Below are 15,516 nucleotides of genomic sequence, written 5' to 3'. Positions count from 1 at the left end.
CAACGCATGGCGCAATGACGACGGACGTCAGACACTGCCACGATCAGACCATGAAGGAGGAACCGCATCCGCATGTCGACGACGCATTGGGATTCTTGATAACGAAGCGTGCCCCGGCGAGGCCTTCTTCAAAATCCACGGTGGAACCGACAAGATACTGGTAGGACAAGGCATCCACCACCATGGCCACCTCACCGTTTTCGATCACCGTGTCATCCTCGGCCACGTCTTCGGCAAAATCGAAACCGTACTGGAAGCCGGAACAACCGCCTCCGGTGACGTAGACACGTAATTTCAGTGCCGGGTTGTTCTCTTCGACGACCAGCGTGCGGACTCGCTTCGCGGCAGCATCGGTAAAGAACATCGGCGTGGGGATGAAGCTTTCAGCCCCGCTCATAGGCCACCTCCAATAGGTTGGTCGGGTGTGCAACCCTTCATTATCGTGAAAGCCTAGCAAAAGGGTCAACTTTATTGCGGCGATACATTGGGCAACCGGGCGTAGGTTGCCCGAGAAAAACGCGTCGGTGCCGTCGCCGACGCCAACGATCCAGTCCCCAAGATGCAACTCGCCGGAGGGCAGAGCGCAGGCAACGGATCGCCGAACGCCCTGGGACGAGATTCTGCGAGTATGATACATAAGGAGCAGGCATAGGCTCGATGCCTTTGCGTGCGTGAATGGTCATGACAGGAGACTCATGTGCTACGCCTGCCTCGCGGACTGCGGCCAGCGCTGAATCTGGAGCGATTTCGGCGTCAACTGGCCAGTGTCGATGCCCTGCCGCAGTTATGCGTTCTGGGGGTGTTGTCGGGCCTTTTGACCGGCAGCCTGATGGTCGGGTTCCGTCTGCTGCTCAACTTGGGTGCCTGGACCTTCATGCCCGGTGCGAGTCCCGAGGCTTTCGAGATGCTGTCGGCGCCGGTACGCGCCCTGCTGCCGATCGGCGCGGTGACGTTGATCGGGCTATGGATGTGGCGCCAGCCGCTCAAGAATCGCAAGATCGGTATCGGCCATGTGATCGAGCGGCTGACCTACTATCAGGGCAAGATGCCGCTGCGCAACTGGCTGACCCAATGGTGGGTCGGGGTGGTGTCGGTGATCGGTGGCCTCTCCGCCGGACGCGAGGGCCCGGCGGTGCACCTGGGCGCAGCGGCGTCGAGCGGGATTGGCCAGTACCTGCGTCTGCCACACAACAGCCTGCGCGTCCTGGTCGGTTGCGGTACGGCGGCGGCAATCTCGGCTTCGTTCAACACGCCGGTGGCCGGCGTCATCTTTGCGATGGAGGTGGTGATGATGGAGTACACCACCGCAGGGTTCATGCCGGTGATCCTGGCCTCGATCATGGGCGCAGTGGTGTCGCAACTGGTCTATGGTGCGGAGCCCGCCTTTGCGGTGCCCAGCCTGCATCTGAAGTCGCTGATGGATCTGCCTTGGATCGTGGTCAGTGCGCTGATCATCGGTCTGCTGGCGGGTGTCTTCGTGCGCCTCGCCCATGCCGGGCCGCACCTGGCACGTTGGCCGATATGGCTGCGCCTGGCCAGCATCGGCGTTGCCACCGGAGCGGTGGCTTGGTGGTACCCCCAGGTACAGGGCATGGGTTATGACACCCTGAGCGCGATCCTGATCGACATGCCGACGACGGACGTGCTGTTCGCCGTGGCCCTCGGCAAGCTATTACTGACTGCGGGCGCGGTGGCCTGCGGCGTACCGGTGAGCATCATCGGTCCGGTATTGGTGATCGGCGGCGCGGTCGGGGCGCTGTGCGGCATGGCCGGCAATGCCCTGATGCCTTCACTGGCCTCGAGTCCCGATGTCTATGCCATGCTGGGCATGGCGGCGATGATGGGTGCCGTACTGCAGGCCCCGCTGGCCGCGCTCATGGCCCTGCTCGAATTGACGCACAATCCGAACATCATCCTGCCCGGCATGCTGGCGGTGGTGGTGGCCGTGCTCACCTCTCGTCAATTGTGCCACTGCCAGGGCTTCTTTCTGCTCAATCTTACCCAGCAGGGCCTGCATCCGCTGCAGCAGCCGTTGATGCAGGCGCTGTCGCGCGTCGCCGTACCGGCGGTAATGGAGCGCAGCCTGGCACGTACCACACGGCGTATCACTCGCGAGCAGGCGCAGACATTGCTTGAGGATAAGCCCGCCTGGTTGGTGATTACCCGTTCCAGCGATGACAAGCCGACTGTGGGGCTCAAGGCGGCAGATCTGGCGCGTGTGCTGCTGGATGAGCAAGATGCTGACGAAGTCGAGTTCGATCTGCTCGAGATTCCCGGCCAACGTCTCGATCTTGCCCCGATCCACGTGCAGGCGACCCTGTCGGAAGCCTATGACAAACTGACCGAATTCGGGGTGGACGGGCTGTATGTCGAGCACACTACGGCGCCGATGATCCGCAAGATTTCAGGTATCATTACCCGCGAAGCGATCGAGAACTACTATCGCTACAGGAAATGAATCCGCGACCCAAGCGAAGCCACGCTATAACCCTGACACGCTATAACCCTGAGGAGCTGGCATGTATCTATGGATTGAGGCCTTTCACCTGATTACGGTGGTGACTTGGTTTGCCGCATTGTTCTACCTGCCGCGTCTGTTCGTGTACCACGCCATGGCTCGCGACAAGGGCGATACCCAGGCAATCGACTATTTCATCACCATGGAGCGTAAGCTCTACCGTGGCATCATGTTGCCCTCGATGATTGCCGTATTGATTCTGGGCGGCACCCTGCTGTTCATGGCACCGGGTTTTCTGAGTTCCGGATGGTTACATACCAAGTTGCTGCTGGTGGTGCTGGTGGTGGGCTATCACCACGTCTGCCTGTCCTACATGAAGAAGCTGGCGGCGGGCACCTGTCACAAGTCGCATGTCTTCTTTCGCTGGTTCAATGAGGCTCCGGTAGTGGCGCTGGTGCTGATCGTGATCCTGGTGATGGTCAAGCCCTACTGATGGAAGCTGGCATGTCCCGTCCCCCGGTGGTGCTGGTGCTGGCCGGACATGATCCTACCGGCGGAGCGGGCCTGATCGCCGACAGCGAGGCCATTCGGGCCTGCGGCGGCTGGGCGGTAACGGTGCCGACCGCGCTCACGGTGCAGACGACCCGCGATGTGATCAGTGTGTCGCCCTGCTCGGCGCAAGGCATTCTTGCCGCCGCCGAGGCGCTGTTTGCGGATATCGATATTGCGGCCATCAAGGTCGGTCTGCTGGCCGATGTAGAAGCGCTGGAGGCCGTCATCGCTATCGTTCAGGCGCACCCCGACCTGCCGCTGGTGGTCGACCCGGTGTTGCGTGCCGGTGGTGGAAAAGAATTATCCACAAGCGCTTTGCAGGCCTGCTTCACGCAGCGTCTGCTACCGCTTGTGGATATTCTGACACCCAACCGCCTGGAACTGACGCGACTCGCCGATATGGCCGATGACGACAGGGGCCGTGTCACGGATCTCCTGGGGAGGGGCTGCGGTGGCCTGCTGGTCACCGGAACCGATATGCCGCCTTCCGGCGCCGATCACGCCAATGTGGTGCATTCGCTGTACACACCGCAGGCGACTCACCAGTGGCATTGGCCGCGTCTGCCCGGGCACTATCACGGTTCGGGCTGTACCTTGGCGGCTGCCCTGAGCGCGCGTCTGGCGGTGGGGGAACCTTGGGTAAATGCCTGCGAACAGGCGCAGCGCTTCACCTGGGAGAGTCTGAACCGTGCCCTGCGGCTGGGACGGGGACAGGCGTTGCCGAATCGCACCGGATGGGAATTCGCTGGATAACGATCAAAATGAAAGTCATGCATGACTGGACACAAGGCGTCTACGCTATCACCGACGCCAAGCTATTGCCTGACGATGAGCGGCTGCTAGCCGCCTGCGAAGCGGCGCTGCGCGGCGGGCTGGCGCTTTTACAGTATCGTGATAAGTCCCGCGATGACGCCAAGCGTTGGCATCAGGCACGAGCCCTTGCCGCGTTGTGTCGTGATTTCGGCGTACCGCTGATCGTTAACGACGACTTGGCACTCGCCGCACGGCTGCATAACGATTACGGCGACGGCGTAGGCGTGCATCTGGGGCAGCAGGACGGCTCGCTGGTACAGGCTCGCGAACGCCTGGGGCCTACGGCGATCATTGGCGCGACCTGTCATGCCCAACTGGACTTGGCGGCCCGCGCGACGGCCGAGGGGGCCAGCTATCTGGCGTTCGGTCGATTCTTCGCTTCCCGCACCAAGCCGCAGGCGCCGCCGGCGAGTCTCGATCTGTTGGCGCAGGTGGCGCATTTTGGGCGGCCTCGGGTAGCCATCGGCGGCATTGATGCCGACAATGCGCGTAGCGCCCGCGCTGCCGGCGCCGATCTGTTGGCGACGGTGCATGCCGTGTTCGGCCAACGCGATCCGCAGGCGGCGGTACGGACCCTGAGGCGAGAATTCTGCGCCGGACCGACGTAAAAACATATCCACAGGGGCGGGCGCCGAGTTGTTCGACCTGTCCATAGACTTATCCACATGCGCGAGTGAGAAGATCATGACGACGTCCGCACAGCTTTACGAACAGGCCTGCCGCCATATTCCCGGCGGTGTGAATTCGCCGGTACGCGCCTTCAAGGGTCTGGAGCGCGCTCCGGTGTTCATCGAGCGGGCGCAGGGGGCTTATCTGTTCGACGTCGAGGGCAAGCGCTACATCGATTATGTGGGTTCCTGGGGCCCGATGATCACCGGTCATGCCGATCCCGACGTGCTCGGTGCGGTCCGCGAGCGTCTCGATGCCGGGCTCTCCTTCGGCACGCCGACGGCCATCGAGACCACCATGGCGGATCTGATCTGTGAAATGATGCCTTCCGTCGAGATGGTGCGTATGGTCAATTCCGGCACCGAGGCGACCATGTCGGCGATTCGCCTGGCGCGCGGCTACACGGGGCGCGATAAGATCGTCAAGTTCGAGGGTAACTATCATGGTCACTCCGACTCCCTGCTGGTCAAGGCCGGTTCCGGCGCCCTGACGCATGGCGAGCCGAGTTCGCCGGGGGTTCCCGCATCGCTGGCCGAACATACCGTGACCCTGCCCTACAACGACATCGATGCCGTCCGTGAGTGCTTCGCGGAGATCGGCGAGCAGGTGGCGGGTATCATCGTCGAACCCGTGGCCGGCAACATGAACTGCATCCCGCCGCTGCCGGGCTTTTTGGAAACCCTGCGCGAGCTTTGCGACACCCACGGTAGCGTGTTGATCTTCGATGAGGTCATGACGGGCTTTCGTGTGGCGCTGGGGGGCGCTCAGGCGCACTACTCGATTACCCCCGACCTGACCTGCCTGGGCAAGATCGTGGGCGGCGGCATGCCGGTGGGTGCATTCGGGGGTAAGCGTGAGGTCATGTCACAGATTTCTCCGCTGGGGCCGGTCTATCAGGCAGGCACGCTTTCCGGCAACCCGCTGGCCATGGCGGCAGGCATTACTCTGCTGAACAAGCTTCGCCAGCCGGGATTCCACGAGGCTCTGGCGCAGCAGGTCAACACGCTCTGCGAGGGGCTGGAAGCGCGCGCCAGAGCCGCCGGTGTGGACATGCTCACCCAGCGTGCCGGCGGCATGTTCGGTGTATTCTTCACCGCCCAGACACGGGTCGATAATTTCGTCCAGGCGACGGCCTGCGATGTCGAGGCGTTTAGACGTTTCTTCAGCGTCATGCTGGATCATGGCGTCTATCTAGCGCCCTCCGCCTACGAGGCCGGCTTCATGTCGAGCGCGCATACGCCGGAAGATCTGCAGGCCACGCTGGATGCCGCCGAGCATGCCTTCGCCGAAATGTCCCGCACGACACGTTGAGCAACCGTAGGAGAGCAATGTGAGCCAAGCCCTGATTCGCGCGTTGCAGAAAGGGGAATGTTATGATCATCCTATCGGCACGCTCGAAGTTCACGAGACGCATATTTCCTGGGTCGTGCTGACCGGCGAATATGCCTATAAAATCAAGAAACCGCTGGATTTCGGCAAGTTTCTGGATTTTTCCACGCTGGAGAAACGCCGCCTGTTATGCGAACAGGAAGTTCGCCTCAATCGACGCTTGGCTCCCGCGCTGTATCTCGAGGCGGTGCCCATCTCCGGCTCGGCCGAGTCACCGCGGATCAACGATGCCAGCGCGCCCTTCGAGTATGCGGTGAAGATGCGCCAGTTCAGCAATCGCCATCTGTTCAGCGTACTGCAGGCCAGCGGCGAACTGTCGCTGGAACTGCTTGATGATCTGGTCGATCAACTGGTGGCGTTTCACGAAACGGCCCCGCGCATTGCCGGAGACCGCGACCTGGGCTCGCCCGAATCGGTTCGCCGGGTTGTGGATCGGGAGTTCCGGCTGATCGAAGCGCGTCTATCCGCGCCCGAGGATCAGCGGCGTCTGGCATCGCTGGAGACCTGGACTCTGGAGGCTTTCGCGCGTCTGCAGAAGGAGTTCGAGCATCGCTGGCGCGAGGGGTTCGTGCGCGAAACGCATGGCGATATCCATCTGGGCAATGCGGTGCACCATGAGGGACGAGCGCTACTCTTCGACGGTCTCGAGTTCAACGAAGAGCTGCGCTGGAACGATGTCGGCTGCGAGCTGGCCTTCCTGCTGATGGACCTCGAGGCACGCGATGAACGGGCCTATGCCCATCATGTGCTCAATCGTTATCTGGAGCTCTCCGGTGATTACGGCCTGGTACGTCTGCTTTCCTACTACAAGATCTATCGGGCCCTGGTCAGGGCCAAAGTGGCGATTCTGCGCTATCACCAGCCCGAGCTGCATGAAGCCGACCGTCCCAAGGTACTGGCCGAATATCGTCGCTACATTAGCCTCGCCGAATGCTACAGCGAGTTCACTTTCCCGTATCTGGTGATCGGAGTCGGTGTATCCGGCAGTGGCAAGAGCCGTTTCACCGGTGAGATGGTGCGCCGTCTGGGCGGGGTGAGGTTGCGCTCCGACGTCGAGCGCAAGCGTCTGCATGGCTTCGCCCCGCAGGCGCGGACCGACGTGGCGGCAGATGGCGAGAATATTTACACCCCCGAGGCAACCCAGCGCACCTACGCCAGGCTTGCGGAACTGACCGGTGTCCTGTTGGAGTCGGGAATACCGGTATGTATCGATGCCACTTGCTTGAAACGCGAGCAGCGCCGTCGTTTACGTTTCGAGGCCGAACGGCGTGGTCTGCCGGTCGTCACGATCAGTTTCGAGGCCGACGAGGCGACACTCAAAGCACGCATCGAAAAGCGTGCCCGGCGTGGCGGTGATCCCTCCGAGGCGGGGCTCGAGGTGCTCGAGCACCAGTTGGCCAATCGCGAGCCGTTCGCTGACGATGAGCTGGCGCAATTGGTGCATCTCGATACCACCGCTCCCAACGCCAACCTGACGCTGGTGGCGATGATCCAGGAGCGGATGCGATTGAACTGATAAGTTTTGCGTCGTCTGTTCAGGCCACAAATCATCCACGTACCTGAGCCGCTATCTGCGGCTCATTTTTGACCCATAAAAAAGGCCCCACCATAAGGAGGGGCCAGGGTAAACACGATGAAAAAGTGACGTGAGCGATTATTAGTACTGACTAACGGTTGCGGTGTTGTAGCTACCGCTCTGGGTAATGTAAGACGCACTATTGTAGGACGCTTGCGTGACTTGTGCAGTGTTACCCATGCCTGGCTGGGTAATCTCGGAATAGTTGTTTCCGCCACTCTGAGTCACTTCGGCAGAGTTGTGATCACCGGCCTGGGTAATATCAGAGTCGTTACCGACACCATTTTGGGTGACTTCGGCCAGGTTATAGTCGCCGCTCTGATAGACTTTGCTGTTCTGACTCAGTCCGTACTGAAGAATGTTCGACTCGTTGTTGTTGCCGCTCTGATAGATGTCGGAGTAGTGTCCTCCCATCTCTGCCTGGGTGACGGTAGCCAGGTTATGGTGGCCAAGCTGATCGATATCGGAATCATCAGCGCCTTTCTGCGAGACAGTGGCTTGGTTGCTGTTACCGCTCTGGATGATATCGGAAGCGTTTTTGCCGAAACCTTCCTGCGTGACGGTCGTCAGGTTGCGATCACCACCCTGCTGGATAATGGAGTAGTTATCTCCCAGACCTTTCTGTTCGACGGTGGCGTCGTTACGATCACCCTCTTGTGTGATGCGTGAGGCATTGTCGCCACCGGAAAAGAAGCTACCATGGCCGCCGTTAGCGCTTGCCGCAGCAGAAAGAGCCATGACCAATGCGGATACTGCGAAGACCGTTGCCTTTTTCATAAATTCCCTTTGCACATTATCAATAGATGCTTGTTATGCCGGCCGAATGCGGTTCATTGGGCGGCTCTTACCTCGACCGAGGTGGTATTGCCAGTGCTCGACCAGCTCACACCATGGGCCGGGTTCTGATACAGTCGGACTTGACTACCGCCGCTTCCGGATTGCCGCAGTGAAGCATTCAATCCGTTACCCGACTGTGAAATAGATGCCTCATGGGAATTGCCCTGCTGGGTAATCTCCCCGTGGTTTTGGCTGCCTTTCTGGGCTATATCCGCATAGTTGTCGCTACCGGATTGGTTGATATAAGCGGTATTACCGTATCCGCTTCCGACGACAGCCTGCTTAATTCTTGCCTGGTTGTGCGTGCCATCTTGATTGACAATAGCGGTATTGCTACTTCTTGACGCGATTGCCGATGCCGCGCGATTTTGAAGACTCGACAAGATCTCCGGTTCCTTGTCATTGGCAACACTTTGGCAAGCCATGAAAGCCGTTAAGAGCGAAGCTAATAATGAGGTCGATAATGTATAGCGTCTGTTATTTAAGTTATTCATGACCTCAAGTCCGTTTCTTTAGAGTTAGCTCGATTATGGTCTGTATTTAAATGTTATCTATAGTAATTTAAGTGTATTTTATATCCTTATGCATTCTAATATTTAAACGCTAAAGAAAAATTTAAATGACAATTAAAAAGTATTACGAAAGTAATTTTTGCAATAAAAAAGGTGCCAAAAGGCACCTTGTAGGGCTGTCGGAAAGATGATTACAACATGGGAACCGGCGCTTGAAGATAGGCTTGAAGCGTGGGGCTACTCAGCTGTGCAGGGTCCTTGAGGTTCCAGAGGTTATCTTCGATGCCTTGGGCAATCAGATGAATCACGGAGGATTCGATAGCGGACATGACGGCAAGTTGGACCGGCTCGTTGTTGGTAAAGCCAATCTCACCTTCCAGCAGTCGTTTGAAGTCGATGAATCTATAGACTCCCGCCCTGACTTCCTGGGAATAGACAGTTTTCGTCGTCGTGACATTGGCCAGTACTTCACCGCTGGATATTTCCACCGCGCGCAAATTTATCGTCACCTGATCGACCTGGTATTGGCCGGAGGCGCCGATACCGAAATACTCGGCGCCGGCTCCACCGGTGCGCACATTGGATTCATAGGCGATGATGCCGCCTTCCAGCAGTACCGAAGCTGCACGCAACGAAGGCAAATTATCGGGTCTGCCGTAACGTTCATCTTCGGCGCGGATGATCTTGCGTTCGGTGAGCAGGTTCTGCAGCCCCACTCGTTCCATTGGTGTAAACCAGCCTGATTCCGCCAATGCTCCGGTCAGCATGGCAGAAGCCCCCTGCGTGACGGCGGTGGAAAAGGTACTGGCGGGAGCCGGGCGGTACTGACCGGTCAAATCACGAAAGTCATAAACGGCGGCCGCTATCTTGCCGGCGGGAGGAGGCAGAGCTACCAAGTCCTGGTAGGTTCCACTGCGAGGCGTCAGGGTGGGAGGTACGCCTTCCAGGCCTTGCGAATGACTTACGACACCCGCGCAACCGCTCAAGGCCGCTGCGAGCAATATCGCACCGATGCATTTCATGTTTTTCCCTTGCGTATAAGTTATGGAATTTTTTTTATCTCGCTGCTTGTTATGGATTGAAGTTCAAGCCTCCCACTTGAATGCTGGTGACGTCTCCCGAGACCAGGTCCGTGACTTCCAAAGACAGAGCGCCACCGCTGTTATCAACGATGACGCTGTAATCGTCGCTGACAAAGCTGCCCGTCTGACCGTCTTCAACGCCATTGACCAAGTCGGCGAGAAGGCGGCTCTGCAGGCTCTGGATCAACCGTTCCGTGGAGGTGAGGCTGGTATAATCCTCCAGGCTGGGGTCCTTATGAGTATCCTGTGCCTGGGCTTTGCCCAACAGGTAACTGCCATTGAAAGGATCGCCACCGAATGAGGGATTTATCGGTTGATACACCAACTCACCGGCCTGGACCCCGCCGGAAACACATAAGCACAGCAGGCAGGCGTAACGTAGTTTCATGGTATTCACTACCTTTTGGTAAGAATCTATAGACCATCGCCGGCCAAATCCTGATTAGGTTGCAGGGCGTCCATGAGACGTTTCCTCACGACTTGCTCCTGTACCGCAGTGATGGCCTGTTTGACGTCGTCATCGATCGTGGAAAGTCGCGGCGATAGCGACGTGCGATACAGGATGTCGTCGCCCTCGGTGATCCAGATCAGACTTCCCCAGCGAGCCGAAGGGCGCTCATGAATGGTTAGACTGGCATCTAACAGCCCCGGGGCATAAAGGCGCATCTGGGCGAAGCGCGAAAAGAACGTTTTCGCCGCCAGCGTGATGGTTCGGTCGACCAGAATCCCGCGAAGCTTATCCTCGTGGTGCTGGCGTAGCGCCGCTTCTGATCCGTTATCCTGGGGGGCGTGGTGAGAGGTAGGCGGTACGCCTTTCGTGGCGTCCCCCCAGGCCTCCCCTCCCATGACCAGAAGCAGCGCCAGCACGACCGTGACCGGGCCGTTCATGATGCTTTGGAACGACGACCGTTACGCAAATGAGCCGCAGGCGGAGCGCCGAGATTCTGACGTGCCCAGTTCATGGCTTGAATGCGATTGTGCACCTTGATCTTGCGGAAGATGTTGTACAAATGAGATTTCACCGTATGTTCGCTGACGAACAGTTGATCGGCGATTTCGGTATTCGAGGCGCCCGACCCCAGCAGTCCGATGATTTCGAGTTCGCGATGAGTCAGTCCGCAAACCGGGCGGTAGGCATTGAGCTGCTGACGGCGGTAGAAATCGATGAGACGGGTCATGAGTGCACGTGACATCCATAGATCGCCTTCCAGCAATTTGGAGATGCCCTTGCAGATCAACAACAAGCTATCCTGACGGTAAAAGACCCCTTGAAGATGAAGGCTCACTAGGAGTTCCGCGGCATGTTCGTCGTCACGTAGGTTGAAGGCGGCCAGTATCATGTCCGGGCTTTCGCTGGCCCGGGTATTCCACAAGTGCATGCAGTTTTCATCGACGTGATCGGCATCAAGCAGCACCAGCATGGGGGCCGGCTCTGCGGTATCGACCTCCTCCTCGGGGCCTAGCGGTATCACTTCGCAGTCCAGTTGTTGCCGAATGTAATCGATGAAGAGTTGTGACTGAGGGTTGAAATCGGTGATCAGTAAAACCCTTGCATTGTTCAAGCTCATCTTAGTTGTCCCTTAATGCTGATGTTATGAGGTTATAGTTTTTTCCCGACTTTCTGCTGTCGCGGGTCATCCATATCGCCGCATTAGCGTTGCCGCTATCGGCCTTTATGTAAATAAGCGTTAAGGCAGCTTTTTTATAAGTTAATGGAATATAAGTATATCTTTTTTGAATTTATAGTTTTTTACCATTAAATACAATGGGTTGTATTTGGTTAGTAGTCTATCCGATGAGTTGGAAAATAATGACAGAGAGGAAATTCAGCTCTTTAAAACCTTTTAACTCAATGTAATTTGCTTAGAAAGTATTATTTTACTCATGTTATTGAAAAATAAGACTTTTTATTTAATTTCACCGCCTCTGAGGGGGCCTTTTCCCTTGTCCCGGGCTTATCCGTAGAATAGGGCATGGGCTTTATGGAGAAACGAGGATGACAGCTACACCTACGCTGATCTTGGCAAGCGGCAATCGCGGCAAGCTGGCAGAGTTTCAAACGCTACTGGCCCCGTTGGGTTTTACGGTTCGTCCGCAAGCGGATTTCGATGTCGACGATGTCGAGGAGACCGGCCTGACCTTCGTTGAAAATGCCTTGCTAAAGGCGCGCGAAGCCTCTCGGGTCAGTGGCTTGCCGGCATTGGCGGATGACTCGGGCCTGGCAGTCGATGCATTGAATGGCGCACCGGGAATTTATTCGGCACGTTATGCCGGCGAGCCTAAGGACGATGGCGCCAACAACCGCAAACTGCTCGAGGCGCTGAAGGATGTGCCAGAGGGACAGCGTACGGCGCGCTACTGGTGTGTACTGGTGTATCTGCGTCATGCCGAGGACCCGGTGCCCCGGATCGTGCAGTCCAGCTGGGAAGGTGAAATTCTCGCCCATCCGCGGGGAGACGGCGGTTTCGGTTACGATCCGCTGTTCTGGGTTCCGGAGCGAGGCATGAGTGCCGGCGAACTGACGGCGGAAGACAAGAATCGCCTGAGCCATCGGGGCCGGGCGCTCGAGGCGCTGATCGCCCAGCTCGGCTCATGACTCTGCCCCCGCTCGCATTGTACGTGCACGTCCCTTGGTGTGTTCGCAAGTGTCCGTATTGCGATTTCAATTCGCATGGCATGGAGCGTGACCAGACATTACCCGAGGCGGCTTATGTCGAGGCACTGTTGGCGGATCTCGACGCCGATCTGCCTTGGGTCGCCGGGCGCGAGCTGGAGAGCATCTTCATCGGTGGCGGCACGCCCAGCCTGCTCTCGGGTGAGGCCTATCGGCACCTGCTGGGTGGACTGCGTTCACGGCTGGAGTTCGCCAACGCTATCGAAATCACCCTGGAGGCCAATCCGGGTACCGTGGAGCAGGGCCGGTTTGCCGCCTATCGTGAGGCGGGCATCAACCGTCTCTCGCTGGGCGTGCAGAGCTTTCAGCCCGCCCAGCTTGAAGCGCTGGGCCGTATCCATGGTGGCGATGAAGCCGTGCGGGCCGTGGAGAGTGCTCGCCGGGCAGGCTTCGAGAATTTCAATCTCGATCTCATGCATGGCTTGCCGGAACAGGACGTGGCCCTGGCGCTGGCCGATATCGATCAGGCCCTGGCGCTTGGCCCGAGCCACCTGTCGTGGTACCAGCTGACGCTGGAGCCCAACACTGAATTTCACTCCAGGCCACCGCGGCTGCCGGAAGACGAAATCTTGTGGGATATCCAGGATGCCGGCCATGCTCGACTCGAGTCGGCGGGTTTCGCGCGCTACGAGATCTCGGCCTATGCCAGGCCGGGCCAAGCCTCACGACATAATCTCAATTACTGGACGTTCGGGGATTACCTGGGCATCGGTGCGGGGGCGCATGGCAAGCTGAGCCGGCGCGAAGCCGATGGTGGCCTGAGCATTGAGCGACGCTGGAAAACCCGTCAGCCCGAGGCCTACCTGCGACGGCGTAACGATCCTCGTGGCTTCATCGCCGGGCGTCAGATGATCGATGCAGAGGAACTGCCGCTCGAGTTCCTGATGAATGGCTTACGGTTGACCGAAGGCGTGCCATACGCCTATTGGGAAGCGCGTACCGGGCTGGCGCGCAATGTGCTCGAAGAACGTCTGGTCCGTGCTCGTGAAAAAGGATTAATGCAGCATGTGCAAGATCGTCTGCAGGCCAGCCCCCAAGGTCTGTTATTCTTGAACGAGCTTCTCGCACTATGTGATGACGACAATTAAACGTGATGACAGCTGACCAATCTCATGCGCAGGGATGACGCCTGTTATTTATGTTAGGTAAGGAGAAATACCCGATGAAGAAAGCGATCTGGCTAGCGCTGCCCCTGTCCGCCGCCATTGGCCTGACCGGCTGCGCCAGCAATGATCCCTACTCAGGGCAATCGCAGAGCCAAAATCAGAGCCAACGTGGCAAGACCCTTACCGGTGCGAGCGTTGGCGCCGCGCTGGGTGCGGTTGCCGGGGCGCTGTCCGGGGATGGCAGTTCCAGCCGGCGTGACCGTGCCCTGATCGGTGCCGCAGCGGGGGCCGCCATTGGCGGTGGCGTCGGCGCTTACATGGATGCTCAGGAAAGCAAGCTGCGCGAAGGTCTGCAAGGAACCGGTATCGACGTGGCCCGTGAAGGCAACGATATCGTCCTCAACATGCCCAACAGCGTGACCTTCGGTTTCGATTCCAGCGAGCTGCAAACCTCCGCCCGACAGGCGCTCAACGACGTCAATGCCGTGCTTCGCGAGTATCCGGATACACGTATCACCGTGGCCGGCCATACCGACAGCACCGGTTCGGACAGCTACAACCAGCGCCTGTCCGAGCAGCGCGCTCAGACGGTCGCTCAGTATCTGACGCAAGGCGGTGTCGCCAGCTCGCGGATCAACGCCGTAGGCTATGGCGAGAGCCAGCCCGTGGCCAGCAATGAAAGCGAAACGGGCCGCGCGCAGAACCGGCGTGTCGAAATCACCTTGACCCCCATCCAGTAATGCCATTGACAGGACAGCCAGCGCCTTAGGCGCTGGCTGTCCTGCGGCGGTTTGTTCCTGCCTAGACGCTAGGCTTCTCTTGGGCCTATCCGAACATCGACGAGCCCGTTCCAGGCAAGGCAATGATCAAAAGCATGCGGTGCAGGTGAGACCCTGACCCGATGCTGGCACCCGCCGATGGCGGGTACCGGATGTATAAACGCCGCTATTCTTAGCGAGACCGTAGCCACTTCCTTCTCTCTGCGGGCCATTGTCATGCTTGCTTACCAGCACGCCTATCACGCAGGCAATTTTGCCGACGTTCATAAACATTTGACGCTGTATTCTGTACAACAGTATTTATTACGTAAAAACTCTCCTGTTACGTATTGCGATACGCATGCCGGACGCGGACTGTATCCGCTGGTCGCCGAGGAAACCCAACGTCTCAAGGAGTATCAGGATGGCGTGGCCAGGTTATGGAGCGCGCGCCAGCGCCTGGCGGAGGATGAGCTGTTGCGTGACTGGACTCACGCACTGGCACGTCTTCAGCGTGGCGAGACGTTGAGCCACTATCCCGGTTCCCCCTGGTGGTTTTCCCAGGCTTTACGCCGGCAGGACCGTCTGACACTTTACGAACTGCACCCCGGCGAACATCGGCATCTCGAGGAGCAGGCGTTGCCGGCCAACGCCCGGCGCCTGCACAGCGATGGTCTGGCCGGTTTGCTCAAGATATTACCGGTTACGACGCCGCGCCTTTGCGTACTCATCGATCCCAGTTACGAGAACAAGGCGGAGTATACCGAGGTGGCCGCCACACTGGCCGCCGTGGCCAGCAAGGCGCGTCATGCCATCGTCATGATCTGGTACCCGCTGCTGCCGGCCGGCCGCCACCAGCACTTGCTCGATGAGCTCAAGGCCTGCGGTTTACGCAAGCTGTGGCGCAGCGAGCTGCGCCTGCACGATCCGCAGGGCAGCGAGCATACCCATGGCATGTACGGCAGCGGCATGCTGGTCTTCAATCCGCCCTGGGGGCTCGATGTGCAGCTGTCGTCCAGCCTGGGTCGGGTGGCCGAATTATTGGGCAAGCCCGCCACGCATCGCGGCGAGTGGTGGGTGGGCGAGTGAC

17 protein-coding genes are annotated in these 15,516 nt (G+C 58.7%); 10 read left to right on the top strand and 7 right to left on the bottom strand.

Annotation, left to right across the window (positions count from 1 at the left end):
• Nucleotides 1–43: 43 nt before the first annotated feature.
• A complete protein-coding gene (gene erpA, locus ACW4DH_RS05235) occupies nucleotides 44–397 on the bottom strand; it encodes an iron-sulfur cluster insertion protein ErpA (RefSeq protein ID WP_459635305.1) in 354 nt (117 codons plus the stop codon).
• 309 nt (nucleotides 398–706) lie between these two features.
• On the opposite strand from erpA, the gene ACW4DH_RS05230 reads away from it, so the two are divergent.
• The 6 genes from ACW4DH_RS05230 (at nucleotide 707) to ACW4DH_RS05205 (ending at nucleotide 7,397) form a co-directional block, all read left to right on the top strand.
• Nucleotides 707–2,458, top strand: coding sequence for a chloride channel protein (locus ACW4DH_RS05230; protein ID WP_459635529.1), 1,752 nt, complete (start codon nucleotides 707–709; stop codon nucleotides 2,456–2,458).
• A 61-nt stretch (nucleotides 2,459–2,519) separates the two neighbouring features.
• Nucleotides 2,520–2,951 (top strand): protoporphyrinogen oxidase HemJ, encoded by a 432-nt coding sequence (gene hemJ / locus ACW4DH_RS05225; RefSeq protein WP_459635304.1) that lies wholly within the window; start codon nucleotides 2,520–2,522, stop codon nucleotides 2,949–2,951.
• A gap of 11 nt (nucleotides 2,952–2,962) precedes the next feature.
• Nucleotides 2,963–3,763 carry a bifunctional hydroxymethylpyrimidine kinase/phosphomethylpyrimidine kinase gene (gene thiD, locus ACW4DH_RS05220; RefSeq protein ID WP_459635303.1) on the top strand — a complete coding sequence of 267 codons (801 nt, stop codon included), beginning with the start codon at nucleotides 2,963–2,965 and terminating at the stop codon, nucleotides 3,761–3,763.
• A gap of 8 nt (nucleotides 3,764–3,771) precedes the next feature.
• Nucleotides 3,772–4,431 carry a thiamine phosphate synthase gene (gene thiE / locus ACW4DH_RS05215; protein ID WP_459635302.1) on the top strand — a complete coding sequence of 220 codons (660 nt, stop codon included), beginning with the start codon at nucleotides 3,772–3,774 and terminating at the stop codon, nucleotides 4,429–4,431.
• A gap of 76 nt (nucleotides 4,432–4,507) precedes the next feature.
• Nucleotides 4,508–5,803: a glutamate-1-semialdehyde 2,1-aminomutase gene (gene hemL, locus ACW4DH_RS05210; protein WP_459635301.1), complete on the top strand. Its 1,296-nt coding sequence runs from the start codon at nucleotides 4,508–4,510 to the stop codon at nucleotides 5,801–5,803.
• A 19-nt stretch (nucleotides 5,804–5,822) separates the two neighbouring features.
• Nucleotides 5,823–7,397 (top strand): bifunctional aminoglycoside phosphotransferase/ATP-binding protein, encoded by a 1,575-nt coding sequence (locus ACW4DH_RS05205; RefSeq protein ID WP_459635300.1) that lies wholly within the window; start codon nucleotides 5,823–5,825, stop codon nucleotides 7,395–7,397.
• Nucleotides 7,398–7,538: 141 nt separating this feature from the next.
• Here ACW4DH_RS05205 and ACW4DH_RS05200 read toward each other — a convergent pair whose 3' ends face one another.
• The 6 genes from ACW4DH_RS05200 to ACW4DH_RS05175 all read right to left on the bottom strand — a co-directional run bounded on the left by ACW4DH_RS05200 (nucleotide 7,539) and on the right by ACW4DH_RS05175 (nucleotide 11,456).
• Entirely contained in the window at nucleotides 7,539–8,234 is a 696-nt protein-coding gene (locus ACW4DH_RS05200) for a hypothetical protein (protein WP_459635299.1), read from the bottom strand.
• A 53-nt stretch (nucleotides 8,235–8,287) separates the two neighbouring features.
• Nucleotides 8,288–8,788: a hypothetical protein gene (locus ACW4DH_RS05195; RefSeq protein WP_459635298.1), complete on the bottom strand. Its 501-nt coding sequence runs from the start codon at nucleotides 8,786–8,788 to the stop codon at nucleotides 8,288–8,290.
• 209 nt (nucleotides 8,789–8,997) lie between these two features.
• Complete coding sequence (locus ACW4DH_RS05190) at nucleotides 8,998–9,828, bottom strand: CsgG/HfaB family protein (protein WP_459635297.1); 831 nt, start codon at nucleotides 9,826–9,828, stop codon at nucleotides 8,998–9,000.
• A gap of 49 nt (nucleotides 9,829–9,877) precedes the next feature.
• Complete coding sequence (locus ACW4DH_RS05185; RefSeq protein ID WP_459635296.1) at nucleotides 9,878–10,276, bottom strand: curli assembly protein CsgF; 399 nt, start codon at nucleotides 10,274–10,276, stop codon at nucleotides 9,878–9,880.
• 26 nt (nucleotides 10,277–10,302) lie between these two features.
• The gene (locus ACW4DH_RS05180; protein ID WP_459635295.1) at nucleotides 10,303–10,776 is read right to left on the bottom strand and encodes a CsgE family curli-type amyloid fiber assembly protein; all 474 of its coding nucleotides are present in this window, start codon (nucleotides 10,774–10,776) and stop codon (nucleotides 10,303–10,305) included.
• Nucleotides 10,773–11,456, bottom strand: coding sequence for a LuxR C-terminal-related transcriptional regulator (locus tag ACW4DH_RS05175; RefSeq protein ID WP_459635294.1), 684 nt, complete (start codon nucleotides 11,454–11,456; stop codon nucleotides 10,773–10,775). The genes ACW4DH_RS05180 and ACW4DH_RS05175 overlap by 4 nt, the downstream gene beginning before the upstream one ends.
• A gap of 428 nt (nucleotides 11,457–11,884) precedes the next feature.
• Here ACW4DH_RS05175 and rdgB point away from each other — a divergent pair, with 428 nt between their 5' ends.
• The 4 genes from rdgB to ACW4DH_RS05155 all read left to right on the top strand — a co-directional run bounded on the left by rdgB (nucleotide 11,885) and on the right by ACW4DH_RS05155 (nucleotide 15,515).
• Complete coding sequence (gene rdgB / locus ACW4DH_RS05170; RefSeq protein ID WP_459635293.1) at nucleotides 11,885–12,484, top strand: RdgB/HAM1 family non-canonical purine NTP pyrophosphatase; 600 nt, start codon at nucleotides 11,885–11,887, stop codon at nucleotides 12,482–12,484.
• On the top strand, nucleotides 12,481–13,650 hold the full coding sequence (gene hemW / locus ACW4DH_RS05165) for a radical SAM family heme chaperone HemW (RefSeq protein ID WP_459635292.1): 1,170 nt from the start codon (nucleotides 12,481–12,483) through the stop codon (nucleotides 13,648–13,650). Before rdgB ends, hemW begins: the two co-directional genes overlap by 4 nt.
• Nucleotides 13,651–13,724: 74 nt before the next feature.
• The gene (locus tag ACW4DH_RS05160) at nucleotides 13,725–14,408 is read left to right on the top strand and encodes an OmpA family protein (protein ID WP_459635291.1); all 684 of its coding nucleotides are present in this window, start codon (nucleotides 13,725–13,727) and stop codon (nucleotides 14,406–14,408) included.
• A 255-nt stretch (nucleotides 14,409–14,663) separates the two neighbouring features.
• Complete coding sequence (locus tag ACW4DH_RS05155) at nucleotides 14,664–15,515, top strand: 23S rRNA (adenine(2030)-N(6))-methyltransferase RlmJ (protein WP_459635290.1); 852 nt, start codon at nucleotides 14,664–14,666, stop codon at nucleotides 15,513–15,515.
• Nucleotide 15,516 lies beyond the last annotated feature (1 nt).

Source organism: Halomonas sp. WWR20 (assembly GCF_054602495.1).
This window is presented reverse-complemented; position numbering and strand designations above follow the sequence as displayed.